The sequence below is a fragment of the Nostoc sp. genome, assembly GCF_036917095.1.
Taxonomy (GTDB): Bacteria; Cyanobacteriota; Cyanobacteriia; order Cyanobacteriales; family Nostocaceae; genus Nostoc.
Map to the genome: position 1 here is coordinate 25498 of NZ_JBALFH010000013.1, position 16844 is coordinate 42341.

Annotated in this window: 13 protein-coding genes and 1 pseudogene; 7 read left to right on the top strand and 7 right to left on the bottom strand. The window is 44.0% G+C overall.

Annotation, left to right across the window (positions count from 1 at the left end; genetic code table 11):
- Window positions 1–27 precede the first annotated feature (27 nt).
- Together V7L01_RS02845 and V7L01_RS02850 are read left to right on the top strand one after the other, a co-directional pair.
- The gene (locus tag V7L01_RS02845) at window positions 28–1074 is read left to right on the top strand and encodes an ABC transporter permease (protein ID WP_335031734.1); all 1047 of its coding nucleotides are present in this window, start codon (window positions 28–30) and stop codon (window positions 1072–1074) included.
- A 109-nt stretch (window positions 1075–1183) separates the two neighbouring features.
- Entirely contained in the window at window positions 1184–1465 is a 282-nt protein-coding gene (locus V7L01_RS02850; RefSeq protein ID WP_094339700.1) for a hypothetical protein, read from the top strand.
- 479 nt (window positions 1466–1944) lie between these two features.
- Here V7L01_RS02850 and purF read toward each other — a convergent pair whose 3' ends face one another.
- Window positions 1945–3444 (bottom strand): amidophosphoribosyltransferase, encoded by a 1500-nt coding sequence (purF, locus tag V7L01_RS02855; RefSeq protein ID WP_335031736.1) that lies wholly within the window; start codon window positions 3442–3444, stop codon window positions 1945–1947.
- A gap of 188 nt (window positions 3445–3632) precedes the next feature.
- Window positions 3633–6002 (bottom strand): phosphoribosylformylglycinamidine synthase subunit PurL, encoded by a 2370-nt coding sequence (purL, locus tag V7L01_RS02860; protein WP_335031738.1) that lies wholly within the window; start codon window positions 6000–6002, stop codon window positions 3633–3635.
- A gap of 508 nt (window positions 6003–6510) precedes the next feature.
- On the opposite strand from purL, the gene V7L01_RS02865 reads away from it, so the two are divergent.
- Entirely contained in the window at window positions 6511–8502 is a 1992-nt protein-coding gene (locus tag V7L01_RS02865; protein WP_335031740.1) for a beta strand repeat-containing protein, read from the top strand.
- Window positions 8503–9036: 534 nt separating this feature from the next.
- Here the strand turns inward: V7L01_RS02865 and V7L01_RS02870 are convergent.
- Window positions 9037–9522 (bottom strand): allophycocyanin subunit alpha-B, encoded by a 486-nt coding sequence (locus V7L01_RS02870; protein WP_335031742.1) that lies wholly within the window; start codon window positions 9520–9522, stop codon window positions 9037–9039.
- Window positions 9523–9801: 279 nt separating this feature from the next.
- Between V7L01_RS02870 and rlmD the strand changes: the two genes are divergently transcribed.
- Window positions 9802–11208: a 23S rRNA (uracil(1939)-C(5))-methyltransferase RlmD gene (gene rlmD, locus V7L01_RS02875; protein ID WP_335031744.1), complete on the top strand. Its 1407-nt coding sequence runs from the start codon at window positions 9802–9804 to the stop codon at window positions 11206–11208.
- 389 nt (window positions 11209–11597) lie between these two features.
- A complete protein-coding gene (locus tag V7L01_RS02880) occupies window positions 11598–12047 on the top strand; it encodes an ATP-binding protein (RefSeq protein WP_335031746.1) in 450 nt (149 codons plus the stop codon).
- 90 nt (window positions 12048–12137) lie between these two features.
- Here the strand turns inward: V7L01_RS02880 and V7L01_RS02885 are convergent, their stop codons facing one another.
- Window positions 12138–12413 (bottom strand): DUF6439 family protein, encoded by a 276-nt coding sequence (locus V7L01_RS02885; RefSeq protein WP_335031748.1) that lies wholly within the window; start codon window positions 12411–12413, stop codon window positions 12138–12140.
- A 44-nt stretch (window positions 12414–12457) separates the two neighbouring features.
- On the opposite strand from V7L01_RS02885, the gene V7L01_RS02890 reads away from it, so the two are divergent.
- The gene (locus V7L01_RS02890; RefSeq protein WP_335031750.1) at window positions 12458–12820 is read left to right on the top strand and encodes a hypothetical protein; all 363 of its coding nucleotides are present in this window, start codon (window positions 12458–12460) and stop codon (window positions 12818–12820) included.
- A gap of 2 nt (window positions 12821–12822) precedes the next feature.
- On the top strand, window positions 12823–14214 hold the full coding sequence (gene asnS / locus V7L01_RS02895; protein ID WP_335031752.1) for an asparagine--tRNA ligase: 1392 nt from the start codon (window positions 12823–12825) through the stop codon (window positions 14212–14214).
- Window positions 14215–14353: 139 nt separating this feature from the next.
- On the opposite strand, the pseudogene V7L01_RS02900 reads toward asnS, so the two are convergent.
- The 3 genes and pseudogenes from V7L01_RS02900 to V7L01_RS02910 all read right to left on the bottom strand — a co-directional run bounded on the left by V7L01_RS02900 (window position 14354) and on the right by V7L01_RS02910 (window position 16744).
- Window positions 14354–15147: pseudogene (locus tag V7L01_RS02900) on the bottom strand (Rpn family recombination-promoting nuclease/putative transposase).
- 113 nt (window positions 15148–15260) lie between these two features.
- Window positions 15261–16049: a hypothetical protein gene (locus tag V7L01_RS02905; RefSeq protein ID WP_335031754.1), complete on the bottom strand. Its 789-nt coding sequence runs from the start codon at window positions 16047–16049 to the stop codon at window positions 15261–15263.
- Complete coding sequence (locus tag V7L01_RS02910) at window positions 16046–16744, bottom strand: hypothetical protein (RefSeq protein WP_335031756.1); 699 nt, start codon at window positions 16742–16744, stop codon at window positions 16046–16048. The genes V7L01_RS02905 and V7L01_RS02910 overlap by 4 nt, the downstream gene beginning before the upstream one ends.
- Between the last annotated feature and the right edge of the window lie 100 nt (window positions 16745–16844).

Sequence of the window (16844 nt, forward strand, 5' to 3'; positions counted from 1 at the left end):
TGACAAAGGATAAAGGGCAAAGGATAAATGACATCTACGAGAATTTCCTTGGAGACAGGTCGGGATTGGCTAATCAGGCTAGTCACGAGCGAAACTTTTGTTTATGTGGCAAAACGGATATTGCAGGCACTACTAACTTTATTATTGGCGTCAGCGTTGTCGTTTTTCATTATTCAACTCGCTCCGGGTGATTATGTAGATACGCTGCGGCAAAACCCAAAGATATCGCCAGAAAGAATTGAGGAAATCAAGCGGCAGTTTGGTCTGGATAAGTCTTGGCCAGAGCAATTTTGGCTGTGGCTGTGGCGAATCTTGACAAAGGGGGATTTTGGCACGAGTTTTATTTATCAACGTTCAGTAGCGTCGCTGTTGTGGGAACGGGTACCAGCGACTTTGCTATTAGCGATCGCATCTTTAATTGTCACATGGGCGATTGCCATCCCTCTAGGGATCTTTGCTGCCGTTAACCAAAATAAGCTAGCAGACCGGATTTTACAGGTAATTAGCTACGCTGGCCAAGGCTTTCCCAGTTTCATCACCGCCCTAGCGCTGCTGGTTTTAGCCCAAATCACCTCGCCTTTATTCCCAGTGGGTAGTATGACTAGCATTGATCACTCGGAACTGTCGTGGTTTGGCAAAATCTTAGATATCGGCTGGCACATGATTTTACCCACGATCGCCCTCTCAATTACTAGTTTTGCTGGTTTACAACGCATCACTCGCGGCGAATTATTGGATGTTCTGCGTCAAGATTATATCCAAACGGCTCGTGCCAAAGGACTGCCAGAAAACCGTGTGATCTACGTTCATGCTCTCCGCAATGCGATAAATCCCTTGATTACCTTATTGGGTTTTGAATTAGCTGGTTTATTAAACGGTGCCTTCATTGCGGAATTCTTCTTCAACTGGCCCGGTTTAGGGAGGTTGACTCTACAGGCTTTACAAGCTCAAGATTTATATTTATTAATGGCAAGCTTGGTAATGGGCGCAGTCTTGCTGATTGCTGGTAACTTAATCGCCGATTTAATGTTAAAAGCCGCCGATCCACGCATTCGTCTAGAAAATCTCAATTAGTCATTAGTCATTAGTCATTAGTCATTAGTCATTTGTCATTGGTTATTAATTCTTCTCCCCTTGCTCCCCCTGCCTCCCCTGCTCCCCCACCCTCCCCATCTTCATCTCCATGCTGTCCGAAGTCTATTACTTGGTGCGCTCAAAAACTGACGGGAATTATCTCATCGCTCGTCCTGACGCCGAAACATCAGGTTATTTATTGCTGTTTCAGGAGAACTTTGATGCCCTTAGCTATCTCAACACCCACGCAGCAGAAGTGGCAAATCGCTTTACTGTGGAATCTATTGCGCGTACACAGTTAGGAAACTTGCTCAAACGCTGGGGTTTTAGCGGTGTGGGTATTGTGACTGACCCGTTATTGCCCAAAGTTGAGTTTTTGCAGCATAGTTAAATTTATGGATTAGCGTAGACGCAAGGCGAATTGTCGTCAGACAAACTTTAAGTCGGCGTTAGTCCAGCGCACTCTCTCAGATATTGGCTGGTTCATAAACCAATACAGTTCAGTTAAGAAAAATTGTAGGTTGGGTTAAGCAAAGCGCAACCCAACAGAGCTACAGAAATGTTGAATTACCCTGCGGGAAGCCCCAACTCTTGGAGACGCTTCGCGAACGGCTCTACGTTCCTCAAACGCCACTTGCTAAGTAAGCGGGAACGCTAAAAGCGAACAAGTTGGGAAACCGCAAGAACGCAGTGGCTCCCCAACCTACACAGTTTAAGGTTTTTGGCGCTAACTGAACTGTATTGGTTCGCAAACTATCTTTGTTAAAGAATTTTCCTATTTATAGTCTGAGTAAAAATGGGACGTTAAGAAGGAGTTAGGAGTTATTATTCACTCCTTCCTCCTCCTCATCTCTCTAATGGCCCCAGCGTCTACACCACTACCTTTTCTAAACTCAACTTAGAACGCTTCACTTGATCGGGAATCGCTACAGGATAATCTCCAGTAAAGCAGGCAGAGCAGAAACTATTGGTGTCTTCTCGTGTCGCTTCTAGCATTCCCTCCCAACTGAGATAGGCGAGACTGTCTACTTCCAGTTGCTTGGCAATTTCCGCTACTGACTTGGTAGCAGCAATTAACTGATCCTGAGAATCGGTATCGATGCCATAGAAGCAGGGATGAGTTACAGGCGGAGAAGAAATTCGCATATGTACTTCTACTGCACCTGCATCACGCAAGGTTTTGACTAGTTTACGGCTGGTAGTACCCCGCACAATCGAGTCATCAACGATGATTACTCGTTTACCCGCCAGCACATCTTTGAGGGGGTTGAGTTTCATGCGGATACCTGACTCACGCATGGTTTGGGTTGGTTGAATAAAGGTTCGTCCAACATAGCGATTTTTAATCAGTCCTTCAGCGTAAGCTACACCAGAAGCTTGAGAAAATCCGATCGCAGCAGGGATACCAGAATCAGGAACACCAAAAACAATATCGGCATCTACAGAAGATTCTTTAGCTAGTTGGTGTCCTAACCGCATCCGGTAGCTATACAAACTCTCGTTGTGCATGATGCTATCAGGGCGGGCAAAGTAAATCATCTCAAAGATACACAATTTCCGCTGAGGCTGTTGGCTCCAATGATAGGAAGCTAAACCTTCTTCAGTAATCCAAACTAATTCGCCTGGTTCTACATCTCGTAGGTATTCGGCTCCAATAATGTCTAAACCACAAGTCTCGGAAGCCAAAACGTAACGGACTGGATTACCAGCCAAAATGCCAATTACTAAAGGGCGAATACCATTGGTGTCACGGACACCCATAACGCCGTTAGGAGTGCCAATAACTAAACTAAAGGCTCCTTGACAACGGTGAAATGCCTGAATAGCACCTTCTAGCCAATCTGCGCCAGCGTTGATGGCTTCTGCGATCGCAAATACGATCATTTCTGAGTCTGTTGTCGTAACTAAGTTATATTTTTTCTCAAGCAACTCTTGACGTAATTGCACTGTATTGACTAAATTGCCATTATGTGCAAGGGCTAATGGACCTAAACGGGTTTCCAGCACTGCGGGTTGGGCATTAACTTTGCGACTAGAACCTGTGGTGGAATAACGAGTGTGACCAACAGCAAGGCTACCAGGCAACTGATCCAAGATGGATTCATTAAAGACTTGAGACACCAAGCCCATATCTTTGTGGAGGTGTACTTGTGTACCCTCAAAGGTGGCAATACCAGCTGATTCTTGACCCCGATGCTGGAGGGCATACAATCCAAAGTAGGTCAGTTTAGCAACGTTTTCTCCTGGTGCGTAGATGCCAAAAACACCACAAGCTTCTTCTGGCTTGTCAGGCTGATTTTCATGACTATTGATTGGGTTGTCGATCTGGTCGGGGTATTCATCCGAAGTGACAGAATGAATCGAAATCATGCTAGCTTTGCTCCTGGTGGGGGGGGGTCAAGTCACTGGGATTATGTAGATGGTTGAGGAGTTCTTAATAAATCTTTAACCATCCATTAAAACAGTACCGTAATTACGATCGGGGATGTTAATAGTTCTGAGTAATTAGTGCTGAGTTTTCAGGGAAGCCTGAATACCCAAGACCGATCGCTCAGGACTTAGGTAGTGGTATGGATGGCGAGACGCCTAGCGATCGCGTGGGAATAGCGATCGTTCATATCTTCGATCCTAACTTTGATTAAGGCTTGGTTATCAGTGGTGAAAACCCCCAAACCCGTCTCGAAATTATTAACCGTACCCAGTTTTTGCCACTTTTGACCCAGATGTTCCTGTAAGTATGATTCCCAAATTTCTTGCTGTGCTGATGCTACAGAAACTAAAATCCTGGCACCGCCTTCGGCAAACAGCACCTCATCCAGGCGAGGTAGTGTCTGGGTTGGTGCTATTTCTAAATTGATTTCGGCACCAAGGTTGCCAGCAATACAACATTCTGCTATGGCGATCGCCACTCCCCCCTCAGCAGAATCATGGGCTGAACGTACCCAACCATTACGAATTCCTTCACGACAAACTTTCTGGACGCGGCGTTCCAAGTCAAAATCTACTCGTGGCGGTTTTCCGGCAACAGTACCGTGGATAGTGGCTAAATATTCCGATGCTCCCAAACTGATTTGGGATGCTAGAGGCAATCCCAGAAGATAAATCACATCGCCGGATGCTTGCCAACCTTGACCACAAATTTTGGTGATATCGGGAATCAAGCCCACCATACCTACTACTGGGGTGGGATAAATAGGTTGTGGGATACCCTCAGTATCAAGAGTTTCATTGTATAAAGAAACGTTTCCGCCCGTGACGGGTGTTGCCAATTCTCGACAAGCTTCTGCCAAACCGCGACAAGCTTCTGCCAATTGCCAGTAACCAATGGGTTTTTCTGGAGAGCCAAAATTCAGGTTATCCGTCACTGCCAGAGGTTCTGCGCCCACACAGCTAAGATTACGTGCAGCTTCTGCCACCACTGCCTTAGCTCCCTCGTAGGGGTCAAGATAAACATAACGAGGATTGCAATCTACCGTTGCCGCCACTCCTAATTTTAGATTGGGGATTTTAGATTTTAGATTGGGGATTTCTTCAAGCGGACGTAACCGCACCACAGCCGCATCTGCACCACCTGGCAGTAATACTGTATTATTTTGTACTTGATGGTCATACTGACGATATACCCAGTTTTTAGAAGCGATCGTGGGTGTATCGAGCAAAGTTAACAAAATATCATTCCAACTTTGCACGCCTCCTGCGAGTTCTATTCCAGCAGTTGTGCAAGCAGGTAAGGAATCAGGTGTCCATTCCCAAGCTTGACGTGCATATTCTGGCGGTTCTGTCAATAATTCCCGCTCGTATAGTGGGGTATTCTCCGCCAAAGCCTCAGCGGGAATTTCTGCTGCAACTTCACCCTGAAAGAGAATCCGCACGATGGGTTCAGCGATGACAGTACCAGCGACAACAGCTTGAAGTCCCCAACGGTGGAAAATATCGATTAACTCCTGCTCGCGCCCCTTGTGGGCAACAAACAGCATTCGTTCTTGAGATTCCGAAAGTAGATATTCATAAGGAACCATCCCCCTTTCTCTTGCGGGAATCTTATCTAAATCTAGTTCGATTCCCACACCGCCTTTTGCCGCCATCTCAGAGGTAGAACAGGTGATACCAGCTGCTCCCATATCCTGGGCGGCGACAACTGCACCTGTCTTAAACGCCTCCAGACAAGCTTCAATTAACGACTTTTCTAAAAAGGGGTCGCCCACTTGTACAGCAGGGCGATCGTCTATTGACCGATCGCTCAATTCTGCACTAGCAAAACTTGCGCCTCCCATGCCATCGCGCCCGGTAGTAGAACCAACATAAAGCACGGGGTTGCCTAAGCCAGATGCTCCAGATTTGACGATTTCTGGTGTTTCCATCAACCCTAGTGCCATAACGTTCACCAGAGGATTACCAGAGTAAGCAGAGTCAAAGTAAACTTCGCCGCCAACGGTGGGTACTCCCACACAATTACCATAATGGGCAATTCCCGCCACTACGCCTTGGAACAGCCTTTGAGTTTTAGCATCTTCTAGGGAACCGAAGCGCAGGGAATTTAATAGAGCAATGGGACGCGCACCCATTGTAAAAATATCTCTGAGAATACCCCCTACTCCCGTTGCTGCACCTTGAAATGGTTCTACAGCTGATGGGTGGTTGTGGGATTCAATCTTAAAAGCTAGTTGGAGTCCGTCACCCAAATCTACAACACCAGCATTTTCACCAGGCCCCACGAGGATACGGGGCCCCTCAGTGGGAAATTGTTTGAGTAGAGGTCGAGAATTTTTGTAACAGCAATGCTCTGACCACATCACGCCAAACATTCCCAGTTCAGCTTTGTTTGGATGACGTCCTAACCGACGGACAATTTCTGCGTATTCTTCTGGTTTAAGACCTTCAGCAGCGATTTCTTGCGGGGAAAAGAAAGCAGGAGATGTGGCGGTCATGGAAATAATGCACCAATTGTACAGAGAATTATTCTACCGATTTACTTGCCCTGTAGGTGCAGTTATAGGATGGTTCATGGCTAGATGCTAAAGATTAACTAAATAAATAGAATAAATAGATTTACTCAATAACTATTTCTAATACGTCTAAAAGATAAATTGTATTAAATCCTGAAATAGTGGTAATTGTACTGAGTATAAAGTAATAAAAATTTTATTTTGTTGTAAGGGGCATAGATAATTTGCAGGTTATGGAAATAGCTATCAGCCTGTCAGACGAGCCATTATTCTGAACGCAGAAAAAATTCATAGGATGCGATCGCAAGCAAGTTTTAATCCCCTGGAATCTGAATTAATTCGTTGAAACTTCATTGGACTGAAGTGACTCCTACAACAGCGGACTCAATCACTGAATGGCTTTTGGAGAAAGGATTCCGGGAATCTTTTGATAAACGCTTATCCGAATGAGCAGACCGACCGTACTAACCTAATGTAGAGGATTTTGATCGTGCCTAGACTTACCGTTCCACCCAATTTCATCGGCACCCCTGGTTCCGATAGTTTAGTTGGGAAAGAGTTAAATGCATCTGTGGCAATTGGTATTGATATTTTAACTGGAGGTTTTATTGATACACACTCAGGGAATGACACCATTGAAGGCACGGGCGCTGGCAGCATCGGCGACGATGGTGACGATGGTGGTACTGGAACAGGGATCAGCAACAGTGGCAGTCTGAATACAAGGGACAGAAACGACACGATTATCGGCATCGGTACTGGGGGCAATGGGGGTAGCGTCGGAAGTGAGATCCCTGGCGACGGTGGAACTGGGACAGGCATTAGTAACAGTGGCAGTCTGAATGCAGGGAATGGAAAAGACGCGATCAACGGTACTGGTACTGGTGGCACTGGGGGTAGCAGTGGAGGTGGAAGTAGTGATAACGACACGATCCAGATCGGTGGAGATGGGACAGGCATTAGTAACAGTGGCAGTTTGAATGCAGGGGATGGAAAAGACACAATCGTCGGTACAGGGAAGGGCGGCAACGGTGGCAATATCTACAGTGGTGGCGGTGATGGTGGTACAGGGACAGGCATCGCTAACAGTGGCAGTTTAAATGCAGGGGATGGAAAAGACACAATCGTCGGTACAGGGAAGGGCGGCAACGGCGGCTATGGCCATGACAGCGCCGGTGATGGTGGTACTGGGACAGGTATCGCCAACAGTGGCAGTCTAAATGCCGGGGACGGAAAAGACACTATTACTGGTACAGGGAAGGGCGGCAACGGTGGCAGCTCCTCCTCGGGCGGGGGCGGCGGAAATGGGACAGGCATCGACAACAGTTACTGTCTGAATACAGGGGACGGAGAAGGCAATATCATTGGCATTGGTACTGGTGGCAACAGCGGCAATGGCGACGTTAGCAACGGTGGGAATGGGACAGGTATCGCCAACAGTTGCAGTCTGAATGCAGGGGACGGAAAAGACACTATTACCGGTACAGGGAAGGGCGGCAACGGTGGCAGCGCCGCCTTAAGCGGCAATGGCGGTACTGGGACTGGCATCAGCAACAATGACAAACTGAATACCAAAGATGGGGAAGACACTATCACTGGCAGCGGTACTGGTGGCATCGGCGGCGAGAGCTTCTTTAGAAGCAGCGATGGCGGGAATGGGACAGGCATCGCCAATAGTGGCAGTCTGAATGCAGGGGATGGAAAAGACAGAATCGTCGGTACTGGTACTGGTGGCAAGGGCGGGGCTAACAGCGATAGCTCCGGTTTCGATGGCGGCAACGGTGGTATTGGAATCGGCATCAGCAACAGTAACAAACTGGATACCGCAAACGGAGAAGACACCATTTTTGGCATCGGTACTGGCGGCAATGGCGGCATTGGTCTCGACGGCATCGGCGATGTCGGTGCTGGAATCGGCATCCAAAACATTAAGGACGCCACCATCACTACAGGATTGGGCAAAGACACAATTACAGGTTATGGGAACAGTTCGGGAACAAACGCCACCGCCTATGGCATCTTCAACGACGGAATTATTGATAGCGATAAAGACTGTGACATCCTTACCGGACAGGCTACGGCAACAATTGGTGGTACTGCCTATGGCATTTATGGACAAGGAATCATTAAGACTGGCGATGGCAATGACGAAATTATCGCCACCAGCACCTTAGATGGAGTTCAACAGAAAGTCTCTATCGGTGGTGGGATCGACATTGCTCTGGGCACTGGGGATGACTACTTGAAAGGATTTGGGGAAGCGACTGTTGATGGCGGGGACAATTTTGACACCCTCGATCTCAGAGCTTTCAATCGCTCTGAACTCATCGTATCTGGTATTATTTCTGGCAATACCCTTAACTCTGCCAACATCACTTTCAATAACAATGGAAACTCCATTAGCTTTTCTACGACTGGCTTTGAAAAATTTATCTTTGCAGATAGCTCTTTCTCTTACAGCACTTTGGTAAATGGGGCATAGTTTGTTAATTCCTCTATCTCGTGTTTTTACCCCTGAGTGTCTAATTGGTGTTGTTTGCTCTTAAGCTGAAAAAGGATCTACTAGTACATATACTCTTAGCTACTAACTTGCATAGATTTACTGAAACTCAGAAATTATTCGGGTATATGCAGTTTAGATGTAACTATCGTGTGACGAGAATCACACCTATCTATGATTAGGATCGTCTCCCTGCGATCGCCAGCTAGGCATAATTAATGACAACTGAACTCTAGCCGAGTCATTAATAGGGAACACACTTAATTGCCGACAGCCTTAATCAAGGACTGTCGGTTTTTTATGTCCGTATGTCCTTCATCTTTTGAGAAATGCCCCATCCCCGAATAAAATTTCCCCACAATTGGTTGGTAACTTGACAGAGATTATGCCAGAGCCACTACCAATTGTGGGGAAGGTTACAATCAAATTGGGTATCTTATGCCTATCGAGCGCTAATATATTGCACTCACTCTAGTAGACCCGAAGTATACTCGTAGAACCAGCACACACTTTGTATTAAGACATCGCTTGAATGATGTAATCAAAGTAGGGTGCTGCTTCGGCAGCGTCTTCTGCACTCAGTAAGCTAAGAGAGGCTGTTTTGAGGGAAGCGATCGCTTCCACCATTCCAGGCACGGGAACGCCCAATGAGTTGTACATTTCCCGCACACCAATCAAACCAATTTTTTCAATTGGCTCTTTGTCGCCGGCAAGCACACCATAAGTAATTAGACGTAAGTACCAGCCAAAATCACGGATACATAGAGAGCGTTGGCGTTCTCCGTAAGCATTACCTCCGGGGGAGATAAAGTCAGGACGCTTCTGCCAAAGTTGTTTGGTTGCTTCTTGAACTATCTTTTTTTCGTTTTCGGCTAAGGTAGCCGCAATCCGCGTCCGTTGTACGCCGGTTTCCAAAAAGTCTTTGATGTTTTTAAGTTCGCCACTGCTGGGATAACGCAGTTCGTCGTCGGCTTTGAGAATAACTTGGCTAATTACAGTCATGATTATTGAAATCACCTGAAATATTATCTGTTAGTTTAGCGAGTTGGAGGTACACAAGTGAAGGGATAGGAGCTACTTATGTATTGAATTTATCTATTTGGGGAGTGGGGAGCAGGGGGAGCAGGGGGAGCAGGGGGAGCAGGGGAAGCAGGGGAAGTAGGGGAAGTAGGGAGGAGAAAGAATAACTAATGCCCAATACCTAATGCCCCATGCCCAATCAAAAATGACTAATGCCCAATCAAAAATGACTAATGACTAATGACTAATGACTAATGACTAATGACTAAAATGATTTGGCAACAGGGTGAATTAATTGAAGTGACAATCGCTAACCTGAGTGATACAGGCGATGGTGTGGGACGCGCTGATGAGCGTGTAGTGTTTGTCCCAGATACCGTACCAGGCGATCGCGCCATTGTCCGCTTGGTTCATGTTAAACCAAAATACGCCCACGGGAAGCTCCAGGAGCTATTGGAACCATCTCCTCACCGAATCCGACCTAGTTGTATTGTGGCGGATAAGTGCGGTGGTTGCCAGTGGCAGCATGTTAATTATGATTACCAGCTAGTAGCCAAACAAAATCAAGTAATTCAAGCTTTGGAGCGCATTGGCGGTTTTGTCCAACCACCAGTAGATCCGGTACTCGCCGCCGCTTCTGCTTTAGGCTACCGTAATAAATCTACATATCCTTTAGGCATATCCACAACAGGACAGGTACAAGCTGGTTATTACCAAAAAGGTAGTCACCAATTAATTAATTTAAATCAATGTCCAGTCCAAGATTCACGATTAAATCCCTTGCTTGCGGAAGTTAAGCAGGATATTCAACAACAAGGTTGGCAAATCTATGACGAACAGCGCCATCTTGGACAAATTCGCCATCTTGGTTTACGCATTGGCCGACACACAGGGGAAATGTTGCTGACTTTGGTGGTAAAGGACTGGAATTTATCAGGAATTGAAACCCAAGCCCAGAAATGGTTAAAGCGCTATCCGCAGTTAGTGGGAGTGTCGCTCAACCGCAATAGCGATCGCACAAATGCTATCTTTGGATCGGAAACCCGTTGCATCGCTGGAGTCCCTCACCTGCGTGAAAATTTTGCTGGACTGGAATTTCAAGTGCGCCCAGATACATTTTTCCAAGTGTATACAGAAACAGCAGAAGCACTATTGCAGGTAATTCAATCAGAACTCAATCTTCAAGGGCATGAGTTGCTAGTTGATGCCTACTGTGGTATTGGGACTTTAACTTTACCCCTCGCCAAAAAAGTACGGATTGCTACAGGATTAGAAGTGCAACCAGCAGCAGTGGAACAAGCTATTTTGAATGCCCACCGCAACGGAATTGAGAATGTGACTTTCCTTGTCGGGGCAGTAGAGAAATTGCTTCCCAAAATGGGCACAATACCAGAAGTAGTAATACTCGATCCACCACGTAAGGGGTGCGATCGGGCTGTCATCGAAACTTTACGGCAATTGAAACCATCTCGGATAGTTTACGTCAGCTGTAAAGTAGCCACCCTTGCCCGCGACCTGAAATTACTTTGTCAAGATGGGCAATATACTCTCGCACGGGTACAACCTGCTGATTTTTTCCCTCAAACGGCTCATGTTGAAGCTGCCGCCTTTCTTGTGCTATCACATTTGGATAAGGATAGTAATTCCTTTACAAAAACTGAAATTTGAAATTTTTAGTCTAGTGCATACTAAAGATGCTAAAATTGAATTAAGGCAAAAATAGAAATTCATTTTGTTTAAATAAATTCAAGTTGCATAGCCTCTTAAAAATATGAATTGGATTGTGTAAATTCAAATCGGCGATTAACTAGAGTATGCCAATACTCTGTCAAATTACTAGCATCTTTTTCAGTTGCTAAATTCATTATCAAAACTACTCCAGCCGTTATATATCCAAACAATCCCAACTCATACTATAAAGCCAATGCTCCCTAGCATTTTCAAAATTTAGTTTTAAAGACGCAAGTTTGAAGGCAGCATGACCACCTCAAGTTTTATCAGGGTGCCTGTAATAGCAAACTGATGTCTAGCTAACTGAAAGCTATGGGGTTTCTCTTGTGATTACTATTTCACTCCGTCCAGTTGGACGTTATTGGGGCACTATTAGTTTTGCCTCAACCCTCTACCTTTGTCCCATATTAGACTTATTGTTGGCAGAAATTCCAGCAATATTACAAGCAGAACTGCGGCTAGGACTTCAAGAAGCTCTAGTCAACGCAGCTAAACATGGTAATAATCTCGATCCGAGTAAAACAGTCGTAGTTCGTTTTTCCGTAATAGATAATCAATATTGGTGGATAATATCAGACCAGGGTAGTGGCTTTACTCCTTCATCTATTAGTGATGAAGAACCAACAGACTATCTTCCACCAGATGAGTCAGAAAATGGTCGTGGTTTATGCCTTCTACATCAAATTTTTGATCGGGTGGAGTGGAACCGCAAAGGCACAGAATTGAGGCTTTGTAAACAAATGGAAAATCGTCCCCGTTTATCTCTGCGACGATAAGAGGCGAGTGGGGAATGGTAAGGGGGAGTAGGAAAAGTTATTAGTTGATTGTTTTTGACTAACTATTCTCTACTCCCTATTCCCTATTTCTTATTTTCCATGACTTGGACAGGGAGGGGCAGAAATAGAGCGATCTAACCAACCAATTGCCTGTTCTAATCTCGCTTGGGCTTCTTGTGGCTGATTCTTTAAAAGATACACAATAGCTGCTGCCACTTGTTCATTAGCGCGGGAATTGCGGTTAGACTTGAGGCGATGCCAATCGTTAGGGGAAATGCTCAGTCTTTCCATCAGGGCTTGAGCAAGTTCTAGAGTACTAAGTTCATTCAGTTGACTGGTTTTCGGCAGCTGGGTAGATTGGGACATAACTATTGGCACATTTGCATTTACTTCTAATGTACTACTTGTAAATGAAGCCGCCAAAACAATCACAGCCGTCAGCAGAAAATCCCGAACCAGATTTTGAACAAGAACTAGAGGAAGTAGAGCGATCGCTCCTATTCTTAAAAGAACGTTACGATCAAGTGCAACGCGATCGCCAGCAACAGGCAGAATGGCAACAGCGCCGCGATCGACTAAAGCACAATAAATCTCAGACACCAGAAATCAAAGCAGAGTTACGGCACATTCAACAGCAGTTGGAAAGGCTAGAACTAAACTTAGAAAGCCAGTTATTTTCTTGGCGTAGCCTCAAAAAACCTTTCTGGCAAGTCGTCCGCTTTGGTGGAATGGGCGTTATCATAGGCTGGATATTAAAGTCTTATGCTGGGTAAATATGGTAAATCGACGGATTGCAGAAATATTGCGAAGTGGCCAACCCGATGAGTCCCTCCAAGTGCAAGGCTGGGTGCGGACGAAGCGCGAGTCCAAAGGGTTTGCTTTTATTGAAGTCAATGACGGCTCATCACTAGCTAATTTGCAAGTCGTCATTAATCAGGATTTGCCAGATTACGAAGCTATATTGAAAAAACTGAATACGGGTGCTGCTGTTGAGGCTACAGGGGTACTAGTGGCTTCCCTTGGTAAAGGACAGCGAATTGAATTGAAAGCCGAGTCCGTGAAAGTTTACGGAGAAGCCGATCCCGATACATATCCCCTGCAAAAGAAACGCCATTCCTTTGAGTTTCTGCGAACCATTGGACATTTGCGATCGCGGACTAATTCTTTTGGTGCAGTTTTCCGCGTCAGAAATGCTTGTTCGACAGCAATTCACCAATTTTTTCAACAAAGAGGTTTTTTGTGGGTACACACACCCATCATCACCGCTAGCGACTGCGAAGGCGCGGGTGAACTGTTTAGCGTTACCAGTTTAGATTTAAAGAATATCCCCCGCACAGAAAACCAAGCAGTAGATTACAGCCAAGACTTTTTTGCTAAACCCACATATTTAACAGTTAGCGGCCAGTTGGAAGCAGAAGTTATGGCGATGGCGTTTAGTAACGTCTACACCTTCGGCCCTACCTTCCGTGCCGAAAATTCCAATACTTCCCGCCACCTAGCAGAATTTTGGATGGTTGAGCCAGAAATGGCTTTTTGCGATCTAGAAGGCGATATGGATTTGGCTGAAGCGTTTCTCAAACACATTTTTAAATATGTGTTGGAAACTTGCCCCGAAGATATGGAGTTTTTCAATGAACGCATTGATAAATCTGTGTTGGCAACAGCCGAAAATATTATTAATAATCAGTTTGAACGATTAACTTATACAGAAGCCATCAAACTTTTAGAAAAAGCTGATGTTAAATTTGAATATCCTGTGAGTTGGGGTTTAGATTTACAATCAGAACACGAACGCTATCTGGCTGAACAACAGTTTAAAAAGCCAGTAATTGTCACAGATTACCCAGCGCAAATCAAAGCCTTTTATATGCGCTTGAACGACGATGAAAAAACCGTCCGCGCAATGGATATTCTCGCACCGAAAATTGGCGAAATTGTCGGTGGTTCCCAGCGCGAAGAACGCCTAGAAGTTCTAGAACGCCGTGTGTTAGCGCAAGGATTAAACCCAGAAGACTTGTGGTGGTATCTGGATTTGCGTCGTTATGGTACTGTTCCACACGCTGGTTTTGGGTTGGGTTTTGAACGACTCGTGCAATTTATAACGGGTATGGGAAATATTCGTGATGTGATTCCCTTCCCGCGTACACCGCAAAGTGCTGAGTTTTAGTTTGATTAAATAATTAAGGCGATTTTTAATCGCGTCTACAAAAACCAAGTCCGTCTGCGCTGACTCATAAAAACTTCAAAACCCGCGTTAGCGGGTTTTGCTTGTATAGGCACGTATTTTCTAAAGCGATTAATTAAAATTAAGAATTTTGAATCTCCTCTTGTAAAACTTGAACTTGCTCAATAGATAATTCAGTAACTTGAGCAATTTGTTCTAAACTCATTCCAATTCGCAACAAATTTAAAGCCAACTTTCTTGTTGTTTCTGCTTTACCTTTGGCTTCGCCTTTAGCTTCGCCTTTAGCTTCGCCTTCTTCTAGGATTTCTTGATAAATGACTGATTCGCGCATAATCTCACTCCTGAAAATCTTCTTAATTACATCTTTCTTTAACACCAGACCTGCTAAAATGCCACTGGCAGCAGCTATATTTCTTTGCAGATGGCGATCGCTAATTGCTTCAACTACTTTAGCTACTTGGGTTAATACCATTGTAGGATCGTTTGTTTGACTTAGCACGGCAAAGGGTAATAGCCCTGGAATACTCATAAACCTGTTTGTCGGTTCTTCCCACAGGCGTATTACCTCAAACTGATGGTAATGTTTAATCTAAAACTGTTTTCACGGACTAATTCTGAACTTGTTTTTCTCAAATAGATTACTATTTGGCGCATTTCTTTGTTAGGAAAGCGGCGATAAACCCTAACCCGATAATCTAACATCCGAAAGGGGATATCTTCATCAGGGTCGGTTTGAAATTCGGTATGTAGAACTAAATCATCAGATTGCAATAAAATTAATGAATCGGCGCGAATTGGTTCGCTTGATAATTCAGTAGGGCTAAGTTCTGTTAATTTAACCGGTGAACCTAGTAACCAAGTTGCTAAATCATCTTTGAAGTTTTCGGCAATGAATTTACAGATATTGTCATACATGGCAGCCTTAAAGGAAGGGTATAAGGTATTGTTGATAAAAGTTAAATTTGTTGGTGTTGGGTTGACGCAAGGAAACCCAACCTACTGTTACTACATCACTGTTTTAAACAGCATCAATTACCAAGTAATTCCCGTCTACGTCGCTCCTGTTCCTGCTTCTCAACTCGTTGGACTGCTTCCCTATATTTTTTTACGGCTGAACCAGATTCATTTTTTATTAAAAGCCTTAAATTGTAAGCTTTACTATTATCTGCTAAAATAGATAATATTTCTCTTCTTTTGGCTTGATCAAGTTTAAGAAACCATTTAATAAAAGCTTGTAAAATTTCTAGTTGTGAACCTGATACTTCATCATGAGCAACAACACAAGAAGGACAAACATGAACCTCATATAATCCTAATACTTGGTGACTTCTTGAATCCAGACATCTATCAAAACATCTCAATTCCTGATCATAACCCATAAAATTTTTTGTCAGAGAGCATTGTTGACTAGCAGCATTCTGACTACTAATGCAATCTAGGACAGAAGTTGGAGTTTTTCCTTGCAACCAAAATACTAGAGAACCGACAGCAACAGATCCAAGATATCCAGGCATTATTTGTCCACTTGAACTAAGCCAAGGGAATTTAGATACAACTAAAGAGTAGTGATATCTGTAATTTATACAGTTTCTAATTAATTCAATTTTTTCGTTTTGAATATAATTAATAGTATTTATATCAATACCAATACCCATTTTTTGGTAGTATTTAATAGAAGGCGCCTCTTTCTGACAGCTTTTTGCCACTTGAATCAGTCTGTTCATATTAACCTGTGCATCACTTTTCATAGGTATTAATAATAAAACGGAGCTAATTACTACCAAAGTAATTAAGCTTTTAGCTGTGGATTTTATCATTGATTCCCTTCTCTTATTACTTGTTCTAATTCATCAGGCGCTTTGGGGATGGGATATGTAGATTCCCAAGGTTTAGGGATATTAACCCTATCATTATTTGTATTTAATACATTTTTTAGCTGTTTTATTGGAACTTGTTGTTTAGGTGGTAATTGCCGTTTATTTGAGGTAGTTGGAGTTTTTTTTGGTGGCTGATTAATTTGCAAAGAAGCCTTTTTATCATTTTCAATTTTAATTTTTGCCTGTCTTTGTTTATCGGCTTGTTGCCTTTTTTGGGCTACTAAAGTATCTTGATGTTTATTTTCCCTTATCACAGCTTCTAATTGCTCTATTTCTGTTCTAACAGCAGCTTCTTTTCTAATAACTGCTTGTCTCTCTTGCTCCGCTTTTAAAGCGGCCTGAAGTTTTTGTTTTTCTATCTCCTCTATTTGAGCTTTTTGGATTTCTACATTGTCAGATTTAGGTAAAGCTGAAGGACTTGTTGTAGGTTGAGAGTTAACAGTTAATGGGATTTCAGGAATTTGGGTAACTGGACTAGGAATAGCTATCGGAACATTTTCTACAGGAGAAGCAAAAACCGGATTTTTGGTGTTTGGTTGATTCATAGCCGCAATCACACCAGCAAAACATCCCAGTCCTAAACCGATGAGAACTTGCCAAAGTTTTTGGTTTTTCTGAGTCTGACTAGAAGACACATTGACAGTAAACCAAAAAGTTTTTCTCCAAAGAGCGATCGCTAAAACATTGGTAGTTTATAATACTAGTAAATACGTAATCCTCTAACCAGCAGACAGA